Here is a 19,635-nt window from a genome sequence, read left to right as displayed (position 1 = left end):
GTTAGGGTGATAAAGATGAAAAAACGTTTCATTGCTGGGGCAAAATGTCCAAAATGTGAAGCCATGGATCGGATTATCATGCTAACCACCGCAGAAGACCAATGGATTGAATGTATCGAATGCGGTTATAGCGAAAATCGTCCGACTCATGTTGATGAGCCTGAAACACCTGCTGAACCGGATGAAATTGGGGTAATACAGTTCAAGCCACGTCGTCCCGACTAAAGGTCTTAAACATGCCACTACAAAGAAAACAAAACTCAAAATTATTATGGATTTTAATTGGGGGCTTAAGCATTGTCGTAGTGCTTTTTTTTGCAGCGCAATGGTTTTTTAAAAAAACCGAGTCGTCAGCACCACTGGTTGATCCACAACCTGTCTCGACTCCTGCTCCTGCTAAACCGAAACCAGCTGACCCATTACCAAGTTCTGAACCCTTAGCTGAAAATGCAAGCTCTCAGCAACTTGTTAGTGAAAATGTGCTTAAAGAGCCTGTCCCTGTCCAAGAGTCTTTAGCAAAAGAAGAAGTATCTAAACTTGAAGATGTTCATCGGCAGCTAAAAGATCAGGAAGCAACCTTAAAAGCTCAGCATGCAGATGCGGATCAATTAACTAAACTCAAAGAAGAACAAGTTAAATTGCTGGAAGCTCAGCTTAAACAGCAATAGTTTTTCAATCAAATCTAAAAAAGCTAAAGTTATCTATCTTTAGCTTTCTAATTTTAAGAAGAAAATTAGATTGTTATCGAACGCAAAATACTCATATTGTATCATCCAAAAAAACACCCTCTTTAAGAGGGTGTTTTTTAATCAAGATATTTACTTCAAATTATTAGATTAGTGATACCAACCGAATAATTTAAAGAAGTAAGGTGCATAAGCAATAATAAGCATTGCAGGCACCATTACAATTAGTGGAAGTACCCATCGCTCGAAGCGGTAGAAGAATGATTTATGACGAACTTCTGCATCTGCTTCAGATACCTCATCGTCGCCAATTGCTTGTCTGGCCAATAAGTGGTTTAAAGCAACTGGAGGAGTAATATAGCCAAGCTCAAAACCAATTAAAGCGATCATCCAGAAATGCACAGGATCAATTCCGTATTTATATGCTACGGGTGCTACGGTTGCTGAAATTAAAATAACAGCACCGAATGGATCCATGATCATCCCAACAAATACCATGAGAATCACAATCAAAGAGATCACAACAAATAGACTATTAATATCTGTTGGGAAAGCCTCCATAATTTCGATTCGTTCCAAGAATCCACCGACACTTACAGACAATGCCATTAGAATAACTAATGCACCAATATGTCCAACAGTTTCACTTGTAGCTGTGTGTAAAGCTGATCGGAAAGAAACTCTACGCTCAGGATTACGTGGATCATCTGTAGACTTTACTTGAGGTACAGGCTGAGAACCATCGGCTGGAGCAGTATAAACATTAAGGGTACTATCCCAATGACCGACTGGTGCTAACGGAGCAGGCTCCCTACGTAACTTATCAAATAGCACCATTAGTAATAAGATTACAGGCATCATGACTGGTGCTGTGAACTCATTCAAATCTGTTGCCAAGGCATGCTTGTAAAACAACCAGATTAGGATAAAAATAACAATATATGGCGATACAGGAACAAAAGCGCGTAAGGATTTAGGAAATGCTATTTTTACTGGTGCAATACGAAATTTTTGCTCAGCAAAAAATAAAGAAACTATTAAAAATAAAGTTGAAGACAGCAGAAATGTATATATTCCATAGTGATATAACAAATCTGTTGTGACTTCTTTATTCAAAGACGCAACAACAACAATCAGCAAACATGGTCGTAACACAACACCTAATGAACCAGACATAGCTGTTGCTGCCAAAGCGAATTGACGGCGACCACCTGCATTCCAGACTTCTTTATAAATAATTGCACCAGCTGCAATAACGAAGATACCCGAAGCCCCTGTATAAGCTGTAGGTAAAGCTGCTGCAATTAGAATTAACCAAGTTAAAGTTTCAGGTGCTAGATTCCAAGGCCGTAGTATATTAAGAAATAAATCAACTATGCGTGTTTGTTTAAGTAACATACCTGCCCATATAAATAGAGCAAGATTTAAAAAGATACTTGAGAATTCAACCAACTGTCCAAGGTAAATACCTTGTCCCATTGGATAATCCATAAAGAAAGTAAATGCAATACCAGTAATAATTGCCATATAGGCATAAAGTGGCACACTTAAGAAAGCAAGCCCAAGATTTCCCCCCTTTTTCGTCGGAGTTGGAGATTTAATCAACTGAAATAAACTGATTAATGTCAAAATCGCAAATAACGTAATCCATAACCAGTAAATCACTTGCATTTCAATTGCTACAGGCACCCCCGAACCCGTTACCGAACGATATTGACTAATCGTTGATGATGTTAAAAGACCATTAGCAAATAACATCGCAATTGAATATACACGAAAATCAATTTTCGTTGCTGGGCTACGTAAACCGATATGATGTGTCTTCAATGTCGCAGTTATCGCGGCCAAAACAACCATCACAACTAAAAGCATTGCCCTATTTTCAGTACCAAATTTAAAGAGACCAAAAAAAGAGGTTTCTATTGTTCGATACGTACGGATACTTGGATGTGCATCCATATAAGCGATTGCTTTATCATAGAACTGATATTTTTCATCACATTGTTGTTGCGCTGCGAGTAGTGATGCACGGACATCACTTTCCGATGCTGCACCAAAGAAACTCGCGAAATCATCAGACGCATTCGCTTTCATTTGTTCTTTTACTTGAGCCTCGATATTTGGATGTCGATCACAAGTTGGCTTTTCAGGCTCAGCACGCAAAAAAGAATATTGCATACCTGTAGCAGGGTCGCCATATAGACGCTCCCCGATACGCAATAATTGTCCGTGGATCATTTCCCCGGTACCAATAATTAGCGTCATTAATAGCAGAATGAGGATGACGAATGTTGAGATCCATTCGTTCCAGATATAACCCAGCAGACCTAATCCAGATCTTTTTTCTTGATGTTCTTGCATAAATATTCCAATTTTGTTCTCTCAAGTCCTTAAAAATTAAAGAATTGAGTCATGCAATTTTTCTTGGTCAGGGGTTAAATCCATCCCCCTTCTACCAATCCCTTTATTCAACGATCAAATTTGCATCAAACTTTGTTAATAAAGAATGACTAAAATCTCTTTTTTAACAGTTTGTATTGTCAATGTTTCTTTTTTAATCTCTGAAAAAGCCAATAGCATCCTCCAAAGATTGCGCCACCAATTGCTCCATATAGGTGAGCTTCAGTTAAAACTGGACTCCCTATTAACTGAGCGGTCCCTGTTTGCCCAAAAGTGTTTTCCCATATAAGTTTGGCAATAATTAACCCTAAAACCAGCAAAGCAAAATTTTGCTCTTTACGATATTGCAGATAGACCAAAGCAACCGCTGTATATAGTCCATGTAAGACACCAGACAGACCTGCGTAAGCTTCGATATAAGGTAAATAAAAGTAGAACACCAAACTAATAAAGAGTGGCAATAGTAAAAGTAGACTTAGAAGATGCCATGCTTTTGTATGTGGAAAGATAAAGGGTAAACAGGCGAATGCCATCATATTTAAAAGAAAATGAACCCATCCAACGTGTACCCAATGTGCAGTCCATAAACGCCAGAATTCGCCAAGTAAACTTTCGCGCCAATAAATAAAAGTATCAGGAAACACCTGTAGACAAGCAGATATGGAAATGCACACTGCGACCAGAAGCACTTTACTATTCAGTACATGATCCTTCATGGCACACTCCTTGAAATTAAACTTCTTACGATTATTGTAGAACTTAACAATAGACTCGCAAGAAGTTAGCCTTTCAAATATTCTTTACTGCGCTGCTGATGGAGCAGATGAATCAGCAGGAACTTCAGACGCGGCTCCCCCATCAAACAACTCATCTAGCTCTGCTGCACCTTCATTCTTATCATCCCAGAAATGAGACATACCATCATCTCCGGTACGTACACCAGTATGTTCAGTCCAGTAACGGTCAGAGATACCACGTACAATAAGGCCAGCCATACTATCAATTAACTTAAAGTTAGGATTGACAGGTTTGTCATCAGCTTGAGACGCCGCATAAGATCTTAATGCATCACGGATTTTTGCATCATCACCGCTTGCTTGGGCAGCTACGGCATATAAGGCATGAGATAGGCGAACACCTTTTTTCTCACCAATCTGAATTGACTGTTTTAAAGTTTGGTATGGATCAGGTTTCCCTTCATCAGCACCTGGCAATAAAGTCCAGATAACAGCACGCGTTGCGTTAGGTGCGCCCCAGAATTTTTCATTATCTAGACAAACCATGCCACGCTCTACAATAGCAGCAATATCTTTAGGAACATTGACTGCGCCGCCTGAGTTAATATCGTTGGTCACAGCCTGAAGACCACTGATCATGCCAAGTAAATAAACGGTTTGATCAGTATCATTACGCATCGTTGGGCAAGAGTCACCTAAGTGATATTTATATTTAGATTCCCAACGATCAGCAAATAACTTATAGCCTGTATACTGACGTTCAGCTGCAATTGCTGCCCAACGCTTCTGTGCAATACGTGCATCTTGGGCTTCTGTCACTTGACCTGCTTTTGAAGCACGTAAATAACGCAGTTCTTGTTCTAAAGCTTGATTTTCCGCACATACACCTGATGCTGCATACATTAATACTGCAACACGTGTCGGATCTGCACCCATCCCTTTAGTAGACATGATTGCAGGTGTTAACGCACTACCGGTATTACATACCATTTCAGCATCTTGCATCGCCAAAATAGGTGGAACGACATGCTTTTCCGTAAAACCTAGAGCAACATTTGCTCCGGTTTTCACGACGTATGAACAACCTGATAAAACTGAAGCTGTAAGAAAACTCACCGCCAAACCTTGGCTTATTTTTTGGACTTTAGACATCTTCCTGTCCTCTATGTAATTTGTTTTTTCCTTTTCAGATGTACATTAGCAGATGCATATCTTGAATAAAAGAGTAATTACTCTAATTGTAGCGCTTATACTTTGACACACTTCACAGCAGATAAAATTGACAGTTTTTTGAGGAAACACAAATTTTAGGCAAAAAAAAGTAGCATTGCGACGGTTCAGCACATGCTACTTATTAACTGGGATAAGCTTTTAACAGCTTATATTATTTTTGTTCTATATAATCCTTAAGTAAAGTTCCTGCTCTTCCTACTACTACAGCCATAACAACTGAAATTAACAGAAACATCCACATTGAAATCTCCATGAGAGACCTCCTTACTACAATCGCACCCAGTTATAAACTGGACACTTGATGAAATTAATCGATTAACCAATTTTAATAATTGACTGATCGACGACCTTGCATCCTCTGTCTCTTAACCTTGTTAAAGCTAACTTTGTTAAGATGTTCCCTGAGTAAAGTTCCTGCTCTTCCTATCACCACTGCCAGAATGATGGCAATGACCAAGAACGACCATGTTGGCATCTCCATTTTGAGACCTCCGACACACTTTACGTTGGTGTTTGTACTTTAACCGATCAAATAGCTACCCATAGGCGAAATTGTCAGACAATTGTCTTTCCTTGGCTTTTTTCTATATTTTAATTAGACAATCCGAAGTTTAATAAAGAAAATAATTATTAAGTTTTTGTTTTTTATGTATTTTAAATAAATATACAATTGTAGAATTGTCTAACAATTAATAGAGTTTTTCTAAAACTTTTAATCTTTTCCACTGCTGAATAGGAAGCTGATCGAACCAAACAATAGCTATATTCGTAGGAGTTTCTTCAAAATAAATAACTACAAATAACTGATAATCAATTATTTTAGTAATTTCCCCACGGTAAATTTCTTTTTTCGAAAAATATGCAATCGACCATAATTTTTGATCTAAATATTCAATTTGAGATATTTGTGCTTGCTTTAGAAAGAAAATAAAACCAATAAATAGAAGAATGACAGCACATAGCCACCATATCGGTGTTAATAATTGATAAAGCAGGATTGCTAAACCCAAACCAACAAAAAGCTGAAATATTACCGAGACACGGCTATATTTCAGCTCAAAATTTAATTCTTTTATCAAAACAGTTTAGCCATGCACATACTGTTTTAGTTTATAAATAAATTCACGTAACTCAGTACGTGGAGGCTCAGAAACTTCCATGAACCAATCTAATAAATCTGGATCTTCTTGATCAACTAGCTCTGCAAATAATGCTTTTTCTGCTGGATCAGCTTTTAAATAATAATTTTTTACATACGGGTCAAAATAGACGTCAATTTCTTTTAAGCCACGGCGTGCTCGATAAATTACTTTACGTTCTTCCAAGGTCATTTCGTCAGACATTTACGTCCCCATCTGTGTTGATAGTGCGCCTAGTTTACCTGATCACATCCTAAAGATCGCTAAAAATATCAAATTGACCAAATTTATCATCTTGTCCGCATAATTGAGCATTCATCACATTGTGGGGCATGAAATGCTTACGTATGTTTAGGGCATAACATCACACCTGAACCAAGGAAGAAATACAAATGCAATCTGGTGCCATCCGTCCTATTCCAAATATGTTACCGAGAAAATTATTCAATGAAGAACACGAAGCTTTCCGTGAGACAGTGCGTAAATTCTATGAAAAGGAAGTCGTTCCCAATATAGAAAAATATGAAAAACAGCAACATGTTGACCGAGATCTTTGGAATAAAGCTGGAGAACTAGGTCTTCTTTGCACCACAATGCCAGAGCAATATGGAGGCTCTGGGGTAGATCGCCTATACAGTATGATTCTTATAGAAGAACAAGCGTATGCGATGGACTCAAGTACTGGTTTTTCTCTACATTCCGATATTGTTGCTAATTACATTAATAATTTTGGTAATGAAGAGCAAAAACAAAAATGGTTACCCACAATGGCAACTGGAGAAGTTGTTACTGCTATTGCAATGACGGAACCAGGCACTGGCTCAGATTTACAAGCGGTAAGAACCACCGCCGTACTTGAGGGTGATGAATATGTCATTAATGGTTCCAAAATTTTTATTACAAATGGCTACTTATGCGACATGGCCGTAGTCGTTTGTAAGACTGGCAATAGTGATAAAGGTTCGGCGAACTTATCCTTAATTATTGTAGAAGCAAATCGTGCTGGTTTTAGTAAAGGTAAACCACTAAACAAAATTGGTATGAAAGGCCAAGATACCTGCGAATTATTCTTTGATAACGTTCGCGTTCCTAAAGAAAACCTTTTAGGCATGGAAGGTATGGGCTTTATCATGCTCATGAAAGAATTAGCATGGGAACGAATGTTAGTTGCTATTATTTGTCAGGCAGGTGCTGAAGCAGCATTTGCACATACCGTCCAATATACAAAAGATCGCAAGGCATTTGGTAAACCTATTGGCGCATTTCAGAATACACGCTTTAAACTTGCCGAACTCAGAACAGAAATAGATTTCTGCCGGACATATTTAGATCGTTGTATGGAATTACAACTTGAAGAAAAGTTAAGTGTAGAAGCTGCAGCAGCTGCTAAATATAAAATTTCTGATATGTTCTCAAAGATTGTAGATGAATGTCTTCAGTTACATGGGGGTTATGGCTATATGCTTGAATATCCAATTGCACGTGCATACATTGATCATCGAGCAAATCGAATTTATGCAGGTACAAATGAAATCATGAAAGAATTAATTTCAAGAACACTTTAATACCTTCATAAGAAAAGGGGCATTACGCCCCTTTTCTTATTTAACACGACTTAAGATACTAATTTTGGTTTACGCTCATTCGCTTCAGAACGCTTATGAAAATGAAGAATGCCATCTTCAAATTTTGCATTTTTCAAAGACTTTCTATCTTCTAAATAATTATTAGTCACCTGCCATGGAGCACGCTTACCTTGTTTAGGAAGTTCATGTGCTGCACGGTTAATATAACCTGAAGATAATTTACCCATTACAGTATCTTCTTCCATCACAGTCTTATCACCCGATGGAATCACTTCATCATAACTATTTTTGTCCATATAGTTTAATAAGCGACAAATATATTCGGCAGCGATATCTACTTTGAGTGTCCATGAAGCATTCACATAGCCAATAATCATAGCCATATTCGGCACATCACTTAGCATTATACCGTTATAAAGCATATGTTCAGATGAGTTGATTGGTTTCCCATCAAGAGTCGCCTGAACTCCGCCCATAATCTGAACTTGTAATCCTGTTGCAGAAACAACGATATCAGCATCAAGATGTTTGCCAGATTTAAGTAAAATACCTTTTTCAGTAAATTTCTCGATTTGATCAGTTTCTACGCTCGCTTTGCCTTCACGTAAAATCTTAAACAAGTCCCCATCTGGCACTACACATAAACGCTGATCCCAAGGATTGTATGAAGGTGTAAAATGCTTCATATCAACCTTACCTTTAAGCTGCACTTCAATTGCTTTTAAAAGTAAACGACGTACAGTTTTAGGATGTTTCTGAGACAGCGCATAAATAGCGCGCTGCATACCAATGTTGCGAGCTCGAGTAAATTTATAAGCTGCCTCTTCAGACATAAATTTACGCGTTTTTTCATAGATAAAATCGATAGAAGGAACGCTAGCAATATATGTTGGTGAACGCTGCAACATGGTCACATGACCTGCCCCACCTTTAGCCATTGCTGGTACTAAAGTAATCGCTGTTGCACCACTACCAATAATAACCACCTTTTTACCTGTGTAATCTAAGTTTTCAGGCCAATGCTGTGGGTGAATGAGTTGCCCTTTAAATGCTTCTTGATTTGGGAAAGAAGGCGCATAACCCTGATCATAATTATAGTAACCTGTACAACCGACCACAAAGTTAGCAATCCAAGTCTGCTGTTTTTTATTGCTATCTTCGACTACAACCTGCCATTTTTTTGAAGCCGAATCATAATTAGCAGAAAGTACGCGATGACCAAAATGAATTTTTTCTTTTAATTTAAATTCATTAATTACTTCACCTAAATATCCTTTAATAGAAGCACCATCAGCTAATACATTCGCTTTACACCATGGTTTAAAGTTAAAACCAAAGGTAGACATATCTGAATCTGAACGGATACCAGGATAACGGAAAAGATCCCATGTTCCACCAAAAGACTCACGACGTTCTAAAATCTCGAATTGTCGTTGTGGTGAATTTTTTGACAAATGGGCAGCAATTCCGATTCCTGAAATACCTGCGCCAATGATTAAAATATCAACTTGCTTTTCCATTTTATTTTTATACCCATTGTTGAGAATATAAGTTTATTAAAACACAATTTTGACAATACACAATGTCAAGTTTGACCGTTTATCTGCTTTTTTATGTCACTTGAGGACATTTTTATAATTTATTTTGTGAATAGAAATAAAAAAGACCGGTATAAAACCGGTCTTTTTTGAATAAAATCAATTATTCAGCTGAAGTGTTTACTTCACGATCTACAAGCTCAACGTAAGCCATCGGTGCTGCATCACCAGCACGGAAGCCCGCTTTAAGAACACGTAGATAACCGCCGTTACGTTCTTTGTAACGAGGGCCGAGTACGGTAAATAATTTACCAACAGTTGCAGCATTACGAGTACGAGCAAATGCTAAACGACGATTTGCTACAGTATCGTTTTTTGCTAGAGTGATTAAAGGCTCAGCAACACGACGTAATTCTTTAGCTTTAGGCACAGTTGTTTTGATCAACTCGTGTTCAAATAAAGAATTAGCCAAGTTTTGGAACATCGCTTTACGATGGCTGCTTGTACGGCCTAATTTCACACCACTATTACGATGACGCATGGTGATAGTCCTACTTAATTAACGGCTACGATAGGCAAAACGGTCGTCCATACGAAGACTAGCTGGTGGCCAGTTTTCAAGACGCATACCGAGTTGTAAGCCTTTCGATGCCAAAACATCTTTGATCTCTGTTAACGATTTTTTACCAAGGTTAGGAGTTTTTAATAACTCAACTTCAGTACGTTGAACAAGATCACCAATGTAGTAAATATTTTCTGCTTTCAAACAGTTAGCAGAACGAACAGTAAGCTCTAGATCATCTACTGGGCGAAGCAAGATTGGGTCAACTTCTTCACGAGGCTCTTGAGCAACTGGAGTTTGGTCTTTCTGAAGATCAACAAAAATTGCAATTTGTTGTTGCAAGATTGTTGCCGCTTTGCGGATAGCTTCTTCAGGATCAACCGTTCCATTTGTTTCAAGGTCGATTACCAGTTTATCTAAATCGGTACGTTGTTCTACACGCGCATTTTCAACGGTGTAAGAAACACGCTTAATCGGGCTATAAGAAGCATCTAATTGCAAACGACCAACAGGACGTGTTTCACCTTCAGGGAAACGAGAATCAGATGTTTCATAACCACGACCTTGAGCAACTTTCAAGCGCATTTTTAATGAGCCTGAAGCACTTAAAGTACCGATTAAATGTTCTGGGTTAACCACTTCAACATTATGAGGTAAACGAAGGTCAGCAGCAGTAATATCGCCAGGACCTTGTTTTTCTAATGTTAAATATGCTTCATTTTGATCGAACAGCTTAATAGACAATCCTTTTAGGTTCAGCAAGAGCTCGACGATGTCCTGCTGCAAGCCTTCTAAAGTACTGTACTCGTGCTCGACACCTTCTATTTCTACTTCAACCACAGCAGCGCCAGGTAAAGAAGACAATAGAATGCGACGTAAAGCATTACCTAGAGTGTGGCCAAAACCACGCTCTAAAGGTTCTAGAATCACTTTTGCCGAGGTCCCGCTTACCGCTTCGACCTTGATCGCTTGCGGAGTTAGAAACTCGTTTGCAGTACGCGTCATTATTGCTACCTCAAGGATTATTTAGAATACAATTCTACAATCAAGCTTTCGTTGATTTCAGCAGGTAAATCAGAACGATCTGGTGCAGCTTTAAACGTACCTTCAAGCTTAGAATGATCAACTTCGATCCAAGCTGGAATACCACGTTGTGCAGCTAACTCAATCGCGTTTTTAATACGCAATTGTTGTTTAGCACCTTCGTGAACCGCAATTACATCACCAGCTTTAACTTGAATAGATGCGATGTTTACACGACGACCATTCAAAGTAATGCTACGGTGACTTACTAACTGACGAGCTTCTGCACGTGTAGAACCAAAACCCATGCGATAAACAACGTTATCAAGACGGCTTTCAAGCAATTTCAACAAGTTCTCACCTGTTGCGCCTTTAACACGAGCTGCTTCTTTATAGTAGTTACTAAATTGACGTTCTAACACACCGTAAATACGACGGACTTTTTGTTTTTCACGTAATTGTAGTGAATACTCAGATTGCTTACCACCGCGTGCCTGACCATGTTGACCAGGTGCTTTGTTAGCTTTTTTAGTTTTGACGTCAAATGGTTTAACGCCAGATTTAAGTTGCAGGTCTGTCCCTTCGCGGCGAGAGAGTTTGCATTTTGGACCAATATAACGAGCCATGAATGTTTCTCCTTACACGCGACGTTTTTTAGGTGGACGGCAACCGTTGTGAGGAATTGGAGTCACATCGGTAATGCTGTTAATCTTATAACCCACTGCGCCTAATGCACGAACCGCAGACTCACGACCTGGACCAGGACCTTTTACAAGGACGTCCAGATTTTTCAAACCGTAATCTAAAGCTGCTTTACCAGCAACTTCAGCAGCTACCTGAGCAGCAAACGGAGTTGATTTACGTGAACCACGGAAGCCTTGTCCACCTGAGGTGGCCCAAGCCAATGCATTACCTTGACGATCAGTAATCGTAACAATGGTGTTATTAAAAGACGCGTGAATGTGTGCAACACCTTCAGAGACGGTACGAGTGACCTTCTTGCGTGTGCGAGTATCTTTAGCCATCTTTTAGCTTCCAGAAATCTTACTTTTTAATCGGTTTGCGCGGACCTTTACGGGTACGTGCGTTAGTTTTGGTGCGTTGACCACGGACAGGCAAGCTGCGACGATGGCGAAGGCCGCGGTAGCAACCCAAATCCATTAAACGTTTAATGTTCATGGAAATTTCGCGACGTAAGTCACCTTCGGTAGGAACCTTAGCAACTTCTGCACGAATCGCATCAAGCTGAGCATCGTCCAACTCACGGATCTTAGTAGTTTCAGTAATACCAACTGTAGCTAAGATATTCTTAGCAGTGTGGCGACCGATACCAAAGATGTAAGTGAGGGAGATAACAGCATGCTTGTTATCCGGAATGTTTACACCGGCAATACGAGCCATTCACTTTCTCCAAAAAGGCAGTAGAGATAATCAACCGCCCCACAAAAATCTTGAGGGGCGGATATTAACCCAATTCGCCTACTGAAATCAACAGGTCTTGATTAGATTAACCTTGACGCTGCTTATGACGAGGTTCTGCGCTACAAATTACGCGAATAACCCCATTACGACGGATAACTTTACAGCTACCACAAATTTTCTTTACAGAAGCTTGTACTTTCATGATGAAACCTCTAAGTGCGCTTATCCCTTAGGATGAGCAGTCGTTTTTCTCATTAATGTTTGATTGTCATATTGATGAGATGTTAAATGCGCTTGTAGCTGAGCCATAAAGTCCATAACCACGACAACTACGATCAATAATGAGGTACCACCCAAATAGAATGGAATCCCAAAAGAGCTTTGTAGAATCATTGGCATTAAACAAATGACCGTAATATAAATCGCACCAATAAACGTCAAACGATTAAGAATATGATCTAAGTAACGAGCAGTTTGCTCACCTGGGCGAATACCAGGCACATAAGCTCCGCTGCGTTTTAGATTTTCTGATACTTCCTTAGGGCTAAATACTAAAGCCGTATAAAAGTAACAGAAAAAGATAATTAACGCACCAAAGAGCACCAAATACAAAGGCTGTCCAGGCGACAATACTAAAGCTAAATCTTGTAAGCTGCTTTTAATAAAACCAGCATTTGGATCTGCACTTCCCACCCATTGACCAAGACTTGCCGGGAACAAGAGTAAAGAACTTGCAAAAATCGCAGGAATAACACCCGCCATATTAATTTTTAATGGCAAATGCGTCTGCTGTGCTGTAAATATACGACGCCCTTGTTGCTTTTGCGCATAGTTTACTGGAATGCGACGTTGTGCTTTTTCAATAAACACAATAGCTGCCAATACACCTAAAGACAAAAGACCAAAGATTACAAGACCAATTAAACTTGTCTGACCATTATCTACAGAAGAAACTGATTGCATAATTAGTTTAGGCAAACCAGCGACAATACCTGCAAAAATAATCATTGAGATACCGTTACCAATACCTCTTTCAGTGATTTGCTCACCTAGCCACATTAAGAACATAGTTCCAGCGACAAGTGAAGTTACTGCTGGGATGTAAAACGCAAGACCAACTGACAGAGTAATACCCTGACCAATCAAACCTGCGCACATACCAACTGCTTGAACCACTGCAAGCAACAATGTGCCCTGACGTGTATACTGATTAATTTTACGCTTACCTTGCTCACCTTCCTTTTTCAAGGCTTCAAGTGATGGAATTACAGTAGACATTAACTGCACAATAATTGACGCAGAAATGTACGGCATAATCCCTAAAGCAAGAATAGACATTCGCTCTAAAGCACCGCCAGAAAACATATTGAATAGCCCAAGAATAGTTCCTTGGTTCGCATGAAATAAATTTTCTAACGCAGCATTATTAATGCCTGGTACTGGAATATGCGCTCCTAGTCGAAAGACCAGCAATGCACCGATTAGAAAACTCATCCGGCGAATAATTTCACGGTATTTCACATGAAATGGCTGACCTTTCATCATGTTGACATGACCTGAAGAACTAGGAGACATAGACACTCGAGATTACTCCTCGACTTTACCGCCAGCTGCTTCAATCGCAGCTTTAGCGCCTTTAGTCAATGCAACACCTTGAACAGTGAATGCACGAGTGATTTCACCAGAAAGTACGATACGAGCACGAATTTGGTCACGACGAACAACATTCGCAGCTTTCAAAGTTTCTAGGCTAACGATGTCGCCTTCAACTTTGCTTAACTCAGATAAACGTACTTCAGCAGTTTTTAAAGCGATTTGGCTAGTGAAACCGAATTTAGGTAAACGACGATAAATCGCAGTTTGACCGCCTTCAAAGCCTGGACGAACGCCACCACTTTTACGTGATTTTTGACCTTTGACACCACGGCCACCAGTCTTACCAACGCCAGAACCGATACCACGGCCTAAACGACGGTGTTCACGTTTTGCACCTTCTGCAGGCGCAAGTTCATTTAAACGCAGAGTCATGGCTTATTCCTCTACACTAACCATATAGTAGACTTTGTTGATCATACCGCGGTTAGAAGGCGTATCTTGCACTTCTACAGTATGACCAATACGACGCAGACCTAAACCTTGTAAGCAAAGCTTGTGATTTTTCAAGCGATGTGAAGAAGATTTAGTCTGGGTAACTTTAATCGTTTTCATGATTGATTACCCTTGAATTTCTTCTACTGATTTACCACGTTTCGCAGCGACTTTCTCAGGAGAAGTCATATCACGCAAACCTTTGAAAGTTGCGTTTACTACGTTTGCAGCATTAGTAGAACCATAACATTTAGCAAGTACGTTATGTACACCTGCAGCTTCTAGAACGGCACGCATAGCGCCACCAGCGATTACGCCAGTACCTTCAGAAGCAGGTTGCATATATACACGGCTTGCACCATGACGAGCATTCACAGGGTGTTGTAAAGTAGTACCTGCAAGGTCTACAGTAATCATGTTGCGACGTGCAGCTTCAAGTGCTTTAGAAATAGCAGCTGGAACTTCACGAGCTTTACCACGACCAAAACCAACACGACCATTACCATCACCCACCACAGTTAATGCTGTGAAAGAGAAGATACGACCACCCTTAACAACTTTGGCTACACGATCAACGGCAACCAGCTTTTCAACAAGACCTTCGTTTTGTTCAACTTTAGCCATGATTAGAACTCCAAGCCGTTTTCACGAGCAGCATCAGCCAAGGCTTTGATACGACCATGATATTTAAAACCAGAACGGTCAAATGCAACTTTAGTTACACCAGCTGCTTTCGCACGCTCTGCGATTAAAGCGCCTACTTTAGTAGCCGCGTCTACATTACCTGTAGTACCGCTACGTAAAGATGCATCCAAAGTTGAAGCTTGTGCTAAAACTTTGCCACCATCTGCTGAAATAACTTGAGCATAGATGTGACGCGGAGTGCGGTTTACACACAAACGAGTCGCACCCAATGCACGAATGTGCAAGCGTGTGCTTTTCGCACGACGCAAACGGGATTGTTTCTTTTCGTTCATAAGAACCTCGCGCCTTATTTCTTCTTAGCTTCTTTACGAAGAATGACTTCATCCGAATAACGAACACCTTTACCTTTATATGGTTCAGGAGAACGATATGCACGGATTTCTGCCGCTACTTGACCTAACAACTGCTTGTTTGCTGATTTCAAAATGATTTCAGTAGCAGTTGGAGTTTCCGCTGTTACACCTTCAGGTAAAGCGTAGTCAATTGGGTGTGAAAAACCAAGGTTAAGGTTTACAACAGTACCTTTAACCGCAGCTTTATAACCAACACCAACTAGCTGCAACTTACGTTCGAAGCCTTCACTAACCCCTTTTACAAGGTTATTCAATACAGCGCGAGCAGTACCAGCTTGCATCCAAGCATCTTTCGATTCTTTAACTGGAGCAAGTTGAAGTTTACCTTCTTCCTGTTTTAGCTCGACCAGCGCATGCAGGTTGAAAGACAATGTACCTTTGCTGCCTTTCACTTCGACCTGCCGGCCGTTCTGAGTAACTGCTACACCATTAGGTACAGTTACTGGGGCTTTAGCCACACGAGACATGAGGAATCACCTATTAAGAAACAAAAGCAATAACTTCACCACCAACGCCCGCAGCACGTGCAGCGCGATCAGTCATGATGCCTTTGCTTGTAGAAACAATTGCAATACCTAAACCTTGCTTAACGCTTGGAAGTTTATCTTTACCACGGTATTGGCGAAGACCTGGACGGCTTACGCGTTTAACCATTTCGATAACTGGTTTGCCTTCGAAATATTTTAAAGTAATTGTCAAAGTAGATTTTGTCTCTTCTTGAGCAACTTCTACATTTGAAATATAACCTTCTTGTTGAAGTACGTTTGCAATTGCAACTTTCAACTTAGAAGAAGGCATAGAAACAGTTTGTTTCTTAGCCATTTGTGCGTTACGAACACGTGTTAGCATGTCGGCAACGGTATCTTGCATACTCATTTAGTCGCTCCTTACCAGCTTGCCTTAACAACGCCTGGTACATCACCCTGCATTACTGTGTCACGTAATTTGTTACGGCTTAAACCGAACTTACGGAAGTAACCATGAGGACGACCAGTTAAACCACAACGGTTACGAAGACGTACCGGAGATGCATTACGTGGCAATGCTTGTAACTTTAACATCGCTTCGAAACGCTCTTCTTCACTTGCATTTACGTTTGCAATCGTAGCTTTTAATTCAGCACGTTTTGCAGCGTATTTAGCAACTGTTTTTTCGCGTTTCAATTCGCGATTAATCATACCTTTCTTAGCCATATCGACCTCTTATTTGAACGGGAAGCCGAATGCACGCATAAGCGCACGGCCTTCGTCATCGGTGCGAGCAGTCGTAGTAATAGTAATATCCATACCACGAATACGATCAATCTTATCGAAATCGATTTCAGGGAAAACGATTTGCTCTTTCAAACCCATTGAGTAGTTACCACGACCATCAAATGATTTCGAAGAGAAACCACGGAAGTCACGGATACGAGGGATTGCGATTGAGATCAAACGGTCCAAGAATTCGTACATTTGGTCGCCACGTAAAGTAACTTTACAACCAATCGGCCAACCATCACGGATTTTGAAACCAGCGATAGATTTACGAGCAAGTGTAATTACTGGTTTTTGACCAGCAATTAATTGCATATCGACAACAGCGCCATCTAATAATTTCTTATCAGTTGCAGCTGCGCCTACACCCATGTTTAGGGTAATTTTTGTGATGCGTGGAATTTCCATCACGTTCTTAATGCTAAGTTCTTCTTGTAACTTCGCTTTAAGTTCTTCGTTGTAACGTGCTTTAAGTCTGGCCATTGCCTTTTCAACCTATTACTTCGCTACCGCCACTGATTCACCATTTGATTTATAAACGCGAGTTTTCACGCCATCAATCACTTGGTAACCAACACGGTCAGCCTTCTGGGTTGTAGCATTTAAAATTGCCACGTTTGAAATATGAAGCGAAGCTTCTTGAGTAACGATACCGCCTTCAGCGCCAGTTACACGATTCGGCTTTTGATGCTTCTTCACTAAGTTAAGGCCTTCAACCTTAACGCGGTCTTCAGAAACAGACAATACAGTACCCTGTTTGCCTTTTTCTTTACCTGCGATCACGATAACTTGATCGCCTTTTTTAATCTTAGCCATGATTGCCTCTTATAGAACTTCAGGAGCCAATGAAATGATTTTCATGAACTGTTCAGTACGAAGTTCACGAGTCACTGGTCCGAAGATACGAGTAGCAATCGGAGCTTTGTTGTTGTTCAGGATAACTGCAGCATTATCATCAAAACGGATCACAGAACCATCTGGACGACGAATGCCGAATTTAGTACGAACTACAACCGCATTCATCACGTCACCTTTTTTAACACGTGCGCGTGGGATTGCTTCTTTTACAGTAACTTTAATAATGTCGCCAACAGAAGCATAACGACGATGTGAACCACCAAGTACTTTAATACATTGTACGCGGCGAGCACCACTGTTGTCTGCTACGTCGAGCATAGTTTCGGTTTGAATCATTGCCCTACTCCAAAACCGAGCATCACCGGTCACAATTTCGAAAGGCTCAAAGAGTACTCGAAATTGACCGATGATGCAACAAGAACGTCGAATTACTCAGCAGCTGCTTCAACTACTTCCACTAAAGTCCAAGCTTTAGTTTTAGAAATTGGGCGGCTTTCTTTAATGGTCACAACATCGCCAAGTTTAGCAACATTGTTCTCATCATGAGCGTGTAACTTAGTTGAACGGCGAATTGATTTGCCATACAACGGGTGTTGAACGCGGCGTTCGATAAGAACAACAATAGACTTGTCCATTTTGTCGCTTACTACTTTGCCGGTTAACGTGCGGACTGTTTTTTCACTCATTGTCCGTTCCCCTGTTTTTCGGTAAGGAGTGTCTTAATACGAGCAATTGTCTTACGAGCAACTTGCACTTCATGCGATTTACCCAACTGACCAGTTGCTTTCGCCATACGAAGACGGAATTGATTAAGCTGTTGCTCATCAAGCAAAGCTTTCAACTCTTCTACCGATTTTTCACGTAGATCTTTAGTTTTCATTACATTACCGTCCGAGTCACGATAGTGGTTTTAAACGGAAGTTTAGCAGCAGCTAAAGCAAATGCTTCACGCGCTAATTCTTCGTTCACACCTTCAATTTCGTACAGGATCTTACCTGGTTGGATCTGGCAAACCCAGTACTCCACGCTACCCTTACCTTTACCCATACGCACTTCAAGAGGCTTTTGAGTAATTGGTTTATCCGGGAATACGCGAATAAAGATTTTACCACCACGCTTAATACGGCGGCTAATAGTACGACGTGCAGCTTCAATCTGACGAGCAGTCATACGACCACGTTCAGTTGCTTTGATTGCAATCGAACCAAATGATACTGTACTACCACGATGCGCTAGACCAGTATTACGGCCTTTGTGCACCTTACGGAATTTGGTACGTTTAGGTTGCAACATGGATTATTCTCCCTTGTCAGCAGCACGGTCACCGCGACGACCACGACGCTCTTGACCTTCACCACGACCACGACCACGTTTAGCTGGACGATCTTCAGCAGGAGCAGGGTTCATGACTTGTTTCATGCCACCTAAAATCTCGCCACGGAAAATCCAAACTTTAACACCAATCGTACCGTAAGTTGTTTCTGCACGCATAGTTGCATAGTCAATGTCTGCACGTAGCGTATGTAAAGGTACACGACCTTCACGATACCATTCTGTACGAGCAATCTCTGCACCACCTAAACGGCCAGACACTTCAACTTTGATACCTTTAGCACCAGCACGCATAGTGTTTTGAACCGCACGCTTCATAGCACGACGGAACATTACACGCTTTTCTAATTGAGAAGCGATTGCTTCAGCAACTAAACGCGCATCTAAGTCTGGGCGATCAATTTCGTTGATACTTACTTGCGCTGGAACACCCATAATGCTGGTAAGTTCGCGCTGTAATTTCTCAATATCTTCGCCTTTTTTACCGATTACGATACCAGGACGAGCTGTGCTAATAGTTACTTTAGCAGCGCCTGATGGACGTTCGATAAGAATGTTGCTTACCATCGCATTCTTAAGTTTTTTAGTTAAAAACTCACGAACTTGAAGATCTTTAAGCAAGTATTCAGCGTATTGTTTCGGATTCGCATACCAGTTAGCGTTATGACGTTTCACAACACCTAGGCGGATACCGATTGGATGAACCTTCTGACCCAT

Annotated in this window: 29 protein-coding genes and 1 pseudogene; 3 read left to right on the top strand and 27 right to left on the bottom strand. The window is 40.5% G+C overall.

Going from position 1 to position 19,635, the window contains the following annotated elements; all coding sequences use genetic code 11:
- Positions 1-15 precede the first annotated feature (15 nt).
- Both HMPREF0013_RS20940 and HMPREF0013_RS20935 read left to right on the top strand, forming a co-directional pair.
- Entirely contained in the window at positions 16-225 is a 210-nt protein-coding gene (locus HMPREF0013_RS20940; protein WP_005804620.1) for a YheV family putative zinc ribbon protein, read from the top strand.
- 11 nt (positions 226-236) lie between these two features.
- Positions 237-668 carry a hypothetical protein gene (locus HMPREF0013_RS20935; RefSeq protein ID WP_005804619.1) on the top strand — a complete coding sequence of 144 codons (432 nt, stop codon included), beginning with the start codon at positions 237-239 and terminating at the stop codon, positions 666-668.
- A 168-nt stretch (positions 669-836) separates the two neighbouring features.
- Here HMPREF0013_RS20935 and HMPREF0013_RS20930 read toward each other — a convergent pair whose 3' ends face one another.
- From HMPREF0013_RS20930 to HMPREF0013_RS20910, 5 genes are all read right to left on the bottom strand, one after another.
- Positions 837-3,047, bottom strand: coding sequence for a TRAP transporter large permease subunit (locus HMPREF0013_RS20930; protein WP_005804618.1), 2,211 nt, complete (start codon positions 3,045-3,047; stop codon positions 837-839).
- 179 nt (positions 3,048-3,226) lie between these two features.
- Positions 3,227-3,802 (bottom strand): rhombosortase, encoded by a 576-nt coding sequence (gene rrtA, locus HMPREF0013_RS20925; protein WP_025464189.1) that lies wholly within the window; start codon positions 3,800-3,802, stop codon positions 3,227-3,229.
- Positions 3,803-3,886: 84 nt separating this feature from the next.
- Positions 3,887-4,975 (bottom strand): hypothetical protein, encoded by a 1,089-nt coding sequence (locus tag HMPREF0013_RS20920; protein WP_005804616.1) that lies wholly within the window; start codon positions 4,973-4,975, stop codon positions 3,887-3,889.
- A gap of 770 nt (positions 4,976-5,745) precedes the next feature.
- Positions 5,746-6,135, bottom strand: a complete 390-nt coding sequence (locus HMPREF0013_RS20915) for a hypothetical protein (RefSeq protein WP_005804615.1) — start codon at positions 6,133-6,135, stop codon at positions 5,746-5,748.
- A 6-nt stretch (positions 6,136-6,141) separates the two neighbouring features.
- Positions 6,142-6,399 (bottom strand): succinate dehydrogenase assembly factor 2, encoded by a 258-nt coding sequence (locus HMPREF0013_RS20910; protein WP_002117064.1) that lies wholly within the window; start codon positions 6,397-6,399, stop codon positions 6,142-6,144.
- Between the two features lie 188 nt (positions 6,400-6,587).
- Here HMPREF0013_RS20910 and HMPREF0013_RS20905 point away from each other — a divergent pair, with 188 nt between their 5' ends.
- Entirely contained in the window at positions 6,588-7,760 is a 1,173-nt protein-coding gene (locus HMPREF0013_RS20905) for an acyl-CoA dehydrogenase family protein (RefSeq protein ID WP_025464188.1), read from the top strand.
- 50 nt (positions 7,761-7,810) lie between these two features.
- On the opposite strand, the gene HMPREF0013_RS20900 is transcribed toward HMPREF0013_RS20905, so the two are convergent.
- The 22 genes and pseudogenes from HMPREF0013_RS20900 to rpsC form a co-directional block, all read right to left on the bottom strand.
- Entirely contained in the window at positions 7,811-9,301 is a 1,491-nt protein-coding gene (locus HMPREF0013_RS20900) for a flavin-containing monooxygenase (RefSeq protein ID WP_002116796.1), read from the bottom strand.
- Between the two features lie 181 nt (positions 9,302-9,482).
- Positions 9,483-9,860, bottom strand: a complete 378-nt coding sequence (gene rplQ / locus HMPREF0013_RS20895) for a 50S ribosomal protein L17 (protein ID WP_002049717.1) — start codon at positions 9,858-9,860, stop codon at positions 9,483-9,485.
- Between the two features lie 18 nt (positions 9,861-9,878).
- Positions 9,879-10,886: a DNA-directed RNA polymerase subunit alpha gene (locus HMPREF0013_RS20890; protein ID WP_002116730.1), complete on the bottom strand. Its 1,008-nt coding sequence runs from the start codon at positions 10,884-10,886 to the stop codon at positions 9,879-9,881.
- A 17-nt stretch (positions 10,887-10,903) separates the two neighbouring features.
- Positions 10,904-11,530: a 30S ribosomal protein S4 gene (gene rpsD, locus HMPREF0013_RS20885; RefSeq protein WP_000135204.1), complete on the bottom strand. Its 627-nt coding sequence runs from the start codon at positions 11,528-11,530 to the stop codon at positions 10,904-10,906.
- 12 nt (positions 11,531-11,542) lie between these two features.
- Positions 11,543-11,929 (bottom strand): 30S ribosomal protein S11, encoded by a 387-nt coding sequence (gene rpsK, locus HMPREF0013_RS20880; RefSeq protein WP_001040166.1) that lies wholly within the window; start codon positions 11,927-11,929, stop codon positions 11,543-11,545.
- A gap of 19 nt (positions 11,930-11,948) precedes the next feature.
- Positions 11,949-12,305, bottom strand: coding sequence for a 30S ribosomal protein S13 (gene rpsM, locus HMPREF0013_RS20875; protein WP_000090816.1), 357 nt, complete (start codon positions 12,303-12,305; stop codon positions 11,949-11,951).
- A gap of 106 nt (positions 12,306-12,411) precedes the next feature.
- Positions 12,412-12,528 carry a 50S ribosomal protein L36 gene (gene rpmJ / locus HMPREF0013_RS20870; protein WP_000867907.1) on the bottom strand — a complete coding sequence of 39 codons (117 nt, stop codon included), beginning with the start codon at positions 12,526-12,528 and terminating at the stop codon, positions 12,412-12,414.
- Between the two features lie 20 nt (positions 12,529-12,548).
- Entirely contained in the window at positions 12,549-13,868 is a 1,320-nt protein-coding gene (gene secY, locus HMPREF0013_RS20865) for a preprotein translocase subunit SecY (RefSeq protein ID WP_014207743.1), read from the bottom strand.
- 45 nt (positions 13,869-13,913) lie between these two features.
- Positions 13,914-14,354, bottom strand: coding sequence for a 50S ribosomal protein L15 (rplO, locus tag HMPREF0013_RS20860; RefSeq protein ID WP_002116985.1), 441 nt, complete (start codon positions 14,352-14,354; stop codon positions 13,914-13,916).
- A 3-nt stretch (positions 14,355-14,357) separates the two neighbouring features.
- Positions 14,358-14,534, bottom strand: a complete 177-nt coding sequence (rpmD, locus tag HMPREF0013_RS20855) for a 50S ribosomal protein L30 (protein WP_000849088.1) — start codon at positions 14,532-14,534, stop codon at positions 14,358-14,360.
- 6 nt (positions 14,535-14,540) lie between these two features.
- Complete coding sequence (gene rpsE / locus HMPREF0013_RS20850) at positions 14,541-15,038, bottom strand: 30S ribosomal protein S5 (RefSeq protein ID WP_001141025.1); 498 nt, start codon at positions 15,036-15,038, stop codon at positions 14,541-14,543.
- Between the two features lie 2 nt (positions 15,039-15,040).
- Complete coding sequence (gene rplR / locus HMPREF0013_RS20845) at positions 15,041-15,391, bottom strand: 50S ribosomal protein L18 (protein WP_002049741.1); 351 nt, start codon at positions 15,389-15,391, stop codon at positions 15,041-15,043.
- 14 nt (positions 15,392-15,405) lie between these two features.
- On the bottom strand, positions 15,406-15,939 hold the full coding sequence (gene rplF / locus HMPREF0013_RS20840; protein WP_002116801.1) for a 50S ribosomal protein L6: 534 nt from the start codon (positions 15,937-15,939) through the stop codon (positions 15,406-15,408).
- 13 nt (positions 15,940-15,952) lie between these two features.
- Positions 15,953-16,348 carry a 30S ribosomal protein S8 gene (gene rpsH / locus HMPREF0013_RS20835; RefSeq protein ID WP_002049732.1) on the bottom strand — a complete coding sequence of 132 codons (396 nt, stop codon included), beginning with the start codon at positions 16,346-16,348 and terminating at the stop codon, positions 15,953-15,955.
- 11 nt (positions 16,349-16,359) lie between these two features.
- Positions 16,360-16,665 (bottom strand): 30S ribosomal protein S14, encoded by a 306-nt coding sequence (gene rpsN, locus HMPREF0013_RS20830; RefSeq protein ID WP_002049689.1) that lies wholly within the window; start codon positions 16,663-16,665, stop codon positions 16,360-16,362.
- A gap of 9 nt (positions 16,666-16,674) precedes the next feature.
- Positions 16,675-17,211 carry a 50S ribosomal protein L5 gene (gene rplE, locus HMPREF0013_RS20825; protein ID WP_002116961.1) on the bottom strand — a complete coding sequence of 179 codons (537 nt, stop codon included), beginning with the start codon at positions 17,209-17,211 and terminating at the stop codon, positions 16,675-16,677.
- 15 nt (positions 17,212-17,226) lie between these two features.
- Positions 17,227-17,544 carry a 50S ribosomal protein L24 gene (gene rplX, locus HMPREF0013_RS20820; protein WP_002116820.1) on the bottom strand — a complete coding sequence of 106 codons (318 nt, stop codon included), beginning with the start codon at positions 17,542-17,544 and terminating at the stop codon, positions 17,227-17,229.
- 9 nt (positions 17,545-17,553) lie between these two features.
- Complete coding sequence (gene rplN, locus HMPREF0013_RS20815) at positions 17,554-17,922, bottom strand: 50S ribosomal protein L14 (protein WP_001982634.1); 369 nt, start codon at positions 17,920-17,922, stop codon at positions 17,554-17,556.
- Between the two features lie 92 nt (positions 17,923-18,014).
- The gene (gene rpsQ / locus HMPREF0013_RS20810) at positions 18,015-18,272 is read right to left on the bottom strand and encodes a 30S ribosomal protein S17 (protein WP_002116661.1); all 258 of its coding nucleotides are present in this window, start codon (positions 18,270-18,272) and stop codon (positions 18,015-18,017) included.
- Positions 18,269-18,466 (bottom strand): 50S ribosomal protein L29, encoded by a 198-nt coding sequence (rpmC, locus tag HMPREF0013_RS20805; RefSeq protein ID WP_000849928.1) that lies wholly within the window; start codon positions 18,464-18,466, stop codon positions 18,269-18,271. Before rpmC ends, rpsQ begins: the two co-directional genes overlap by 4 nt.
- Positions 18,466-18,879 carry a 50S ribosomal protein L16 gene (gene rplP, locus HMPREF0013_RS20800; protein WP_002049688.1) on the bottom strand — a complete coding sequence of 138 codons (414 nt, stop codon included), beginning with the start codon at positions 18,877-18,879 and terminating at the stop codon, positions 18,466-18,468. The genes rpmC and rplP overlap by 1 nt, the downstream gene beginning before the upstream one ends.
- Positions 18,819-19,635 (bottom strand): annotated as a pseudogene (rpsC, locus tag HMPREF0013_RS20795) (30S ribosomal protein S3). The gene rplP and the pseudogene rpsC overlap by 61 nt, the downstream one beginning before the upstream one ends.

It is taken from the genome of Acinetobacter sp. SH024, from assembly GCF_000163635.1.
Lineage (GTDB): Bacteria > Pseudomonadota > Gammaproteobacteria > Pseudomonadales > Moraxellaceae > Acinetobacter > Acinetobacter pittii.
Note: the sequence above shows the minus strand (reverse complement) of the source record. Positions and strands in the feature narration are given on the sequence as shown.

Coding starts and splice junctions, on each gene's coding strand:
- HMPREF0013_RS20930 (WP_005804618.1), bottom strand. CDS start 3,047: ATGCAAGAACATCAAGAAAAAAGATCTGGATTAGGTCTGCTGGGTTAT.
- rplF (WP_002116801.1), bottom strand. CDS start 15,939: ATGTCTCGTGTGGCTAAAGCCCCAGTAACTGTACCTAATGGTGTAGCA.
- rpmC (WP_000849928.1), bottom strand. CDS start 18,466: ATGAAAACTAAAGATCTACGTGAAAAATCGGTAGAAGAGTTGAAAGCT.
- HMPREF0013_RS20935 (WP_005804619.1), top strand. CDS start 237: ATGCCACTACAAAGAAAACAAAACTCAAAATTATTATGGATTTTAATT.
- rplR (WP_002049741.1), bottom strand. CDS start 15,391: ATGAACGAAAAGAAACAATCCCGTTTGCGTCGTGCGAAAAGCACACGC.
- HMPREF0013_RS20890 (WP_002116730.1), bottom strand. CDS start 10,886: ATGACGCGTACTGCAAACGAGTTTCTAACTCCGCAAGCGATCAAGGTC.
- rpsE (WP_001141025.1), bottom strand. CDS start 15,038: ATGGCTAAAGTTGAACAAAACGAAGGTCTTGTTGAAAAGCTGGTTGCC.
- rplX (WP_002116820.1), bottom strand. CDS start 17,544: ATGGCTAAGATTAAAAAAGGCGATCAAGTTATCGTGATCGCAGGTAAA.
- rpsM (WP_000090816.1), bottom strand. CDS start 12,305: ATGGCTCGTATTGCCGGTGTAAACATTCCGGATAACAAGCATGCTGTT.
- rpsK (WP_001040166.1), bottom strand. CDS start 11,929: ATGGCTAAAGATACTCGCACACGCAAGAAGGTCACTCGTACCGTCTCT.
- rplP (WP_002049688.1), bottom strand. CDS start 18,879: ATGTTGCAACCTAAACGTACCAAATTCCGTAAGGTGCACAAAGGCCGT.
- rplO (WP_002116985.1), bottom strand. CDS start 14,354: ATGACTCTGCGTTTAAATGAACTTGCGCCTGCAGAAGGTGCAAAACGT.
- HMPREF0013_RS20905 (WP_025464188.1), top strand. CDS start 6,588: ATGCAATCTGGTGCCATCCGTCCTATTCCAAATATGTTACCGAGAAAA.
- rpmD (WP_000849088.1), bottom strand. CDS start 14,534: ATGAAAACGATTAAAGTTACCCAGACTAAATCTTCTTCACATCGCTTG.
- rpsD (WP_000135204.1), bottom strand. CDS start 11,530: ATGGCTCGTTATATTGGTCCAAAATGCAAACTCTCTCGCCGCGAAGGG.
- rplQ (WP_002049717.1), bottom strand. CDS start 9,860: ATGCGTCATCGTAATAGTGGTGTGAAATTAGGCCGTACAAGCAGCCAT.
- rpsN (WP_002049689.1), bottom strand. CDS start 16,665: ATGGCTAAGAAAGGTATGATTAATCGCGAATTGAAACGCGAAAAAACA.
- rplE (WP_002116961.1), bottom strand. CDS start 17,211: ATGGCCAGACTTAAAGCACGTTACAACGAAGAACTTAAAGCGAAGTTA.
- HMPREF0013_RS20940 (WP_005804620.1), top strand. CDS start 16: ATGAAAAAACGTTTCATTGCTGGGGCAAAATGTCCAAAATGTGAAGCC.
- secY (WP_014207743.1), bottom strand. CDS start 13,868: ATGAAAGGTCAGCCATTTCATGTGAAATACCGTGAAATTATTCGCCGG.
- HMPREF0013_RS20920 (WP_005804616.1), bottom strand. CDS start 4,975: ATGTCTAAAGTCCAAAAAATAAGCCAAGGTTTGGCGGTGAGTTTTCTT.
- rpmJ (WP_000867907.1), bottom strand. CDS start 12,528: ATGAAAGTACAAGCTTCTGTAAAGAAAATTTGTGGTAGCTGTAAAGTT.
- rplN (WP_001982634.1), bottom strand. CDS start 17,922: ATGATTCAAACCGAAACTATGCTCGACGTAGCAGACAACAGTGGTGCT.
- rpsQ (WP_002116661.1), bottom strand. CDS start 18,272: ATGAGTGAAAAAACAGTCCGCACGTTAACCGGCAAAGTAGTAAGCGAC.
- HMPREF0013_RS20900 (WP_002116796.1), bottom strand. CDS start 9,301: ATGGAAAAGCAAGTTGATATTTTAATCATTGGCGCAGGTATTTCAGGA.
- rrtA (WP_025464189.1), bottom strand. CDS start 3,802: ATGAAGGATCATGTACTGAATAGTAAAGTGCTTCTGGTCGCAGTGTGC.
- HMPREF0013_RS20910 (WP_002117064.1), bottom strand. CDS start 6,399: ATGTCTGACGAAATGACCTTGGAAGAACGTAAAGTAATTTATCGAGCA.
- rpsH (WP_002049732.1), bottom strand. CDS start 16,348: ATGAGTATGCAAGATACCGTTGCCGACATGCTAACACGTGTTCGTAAC.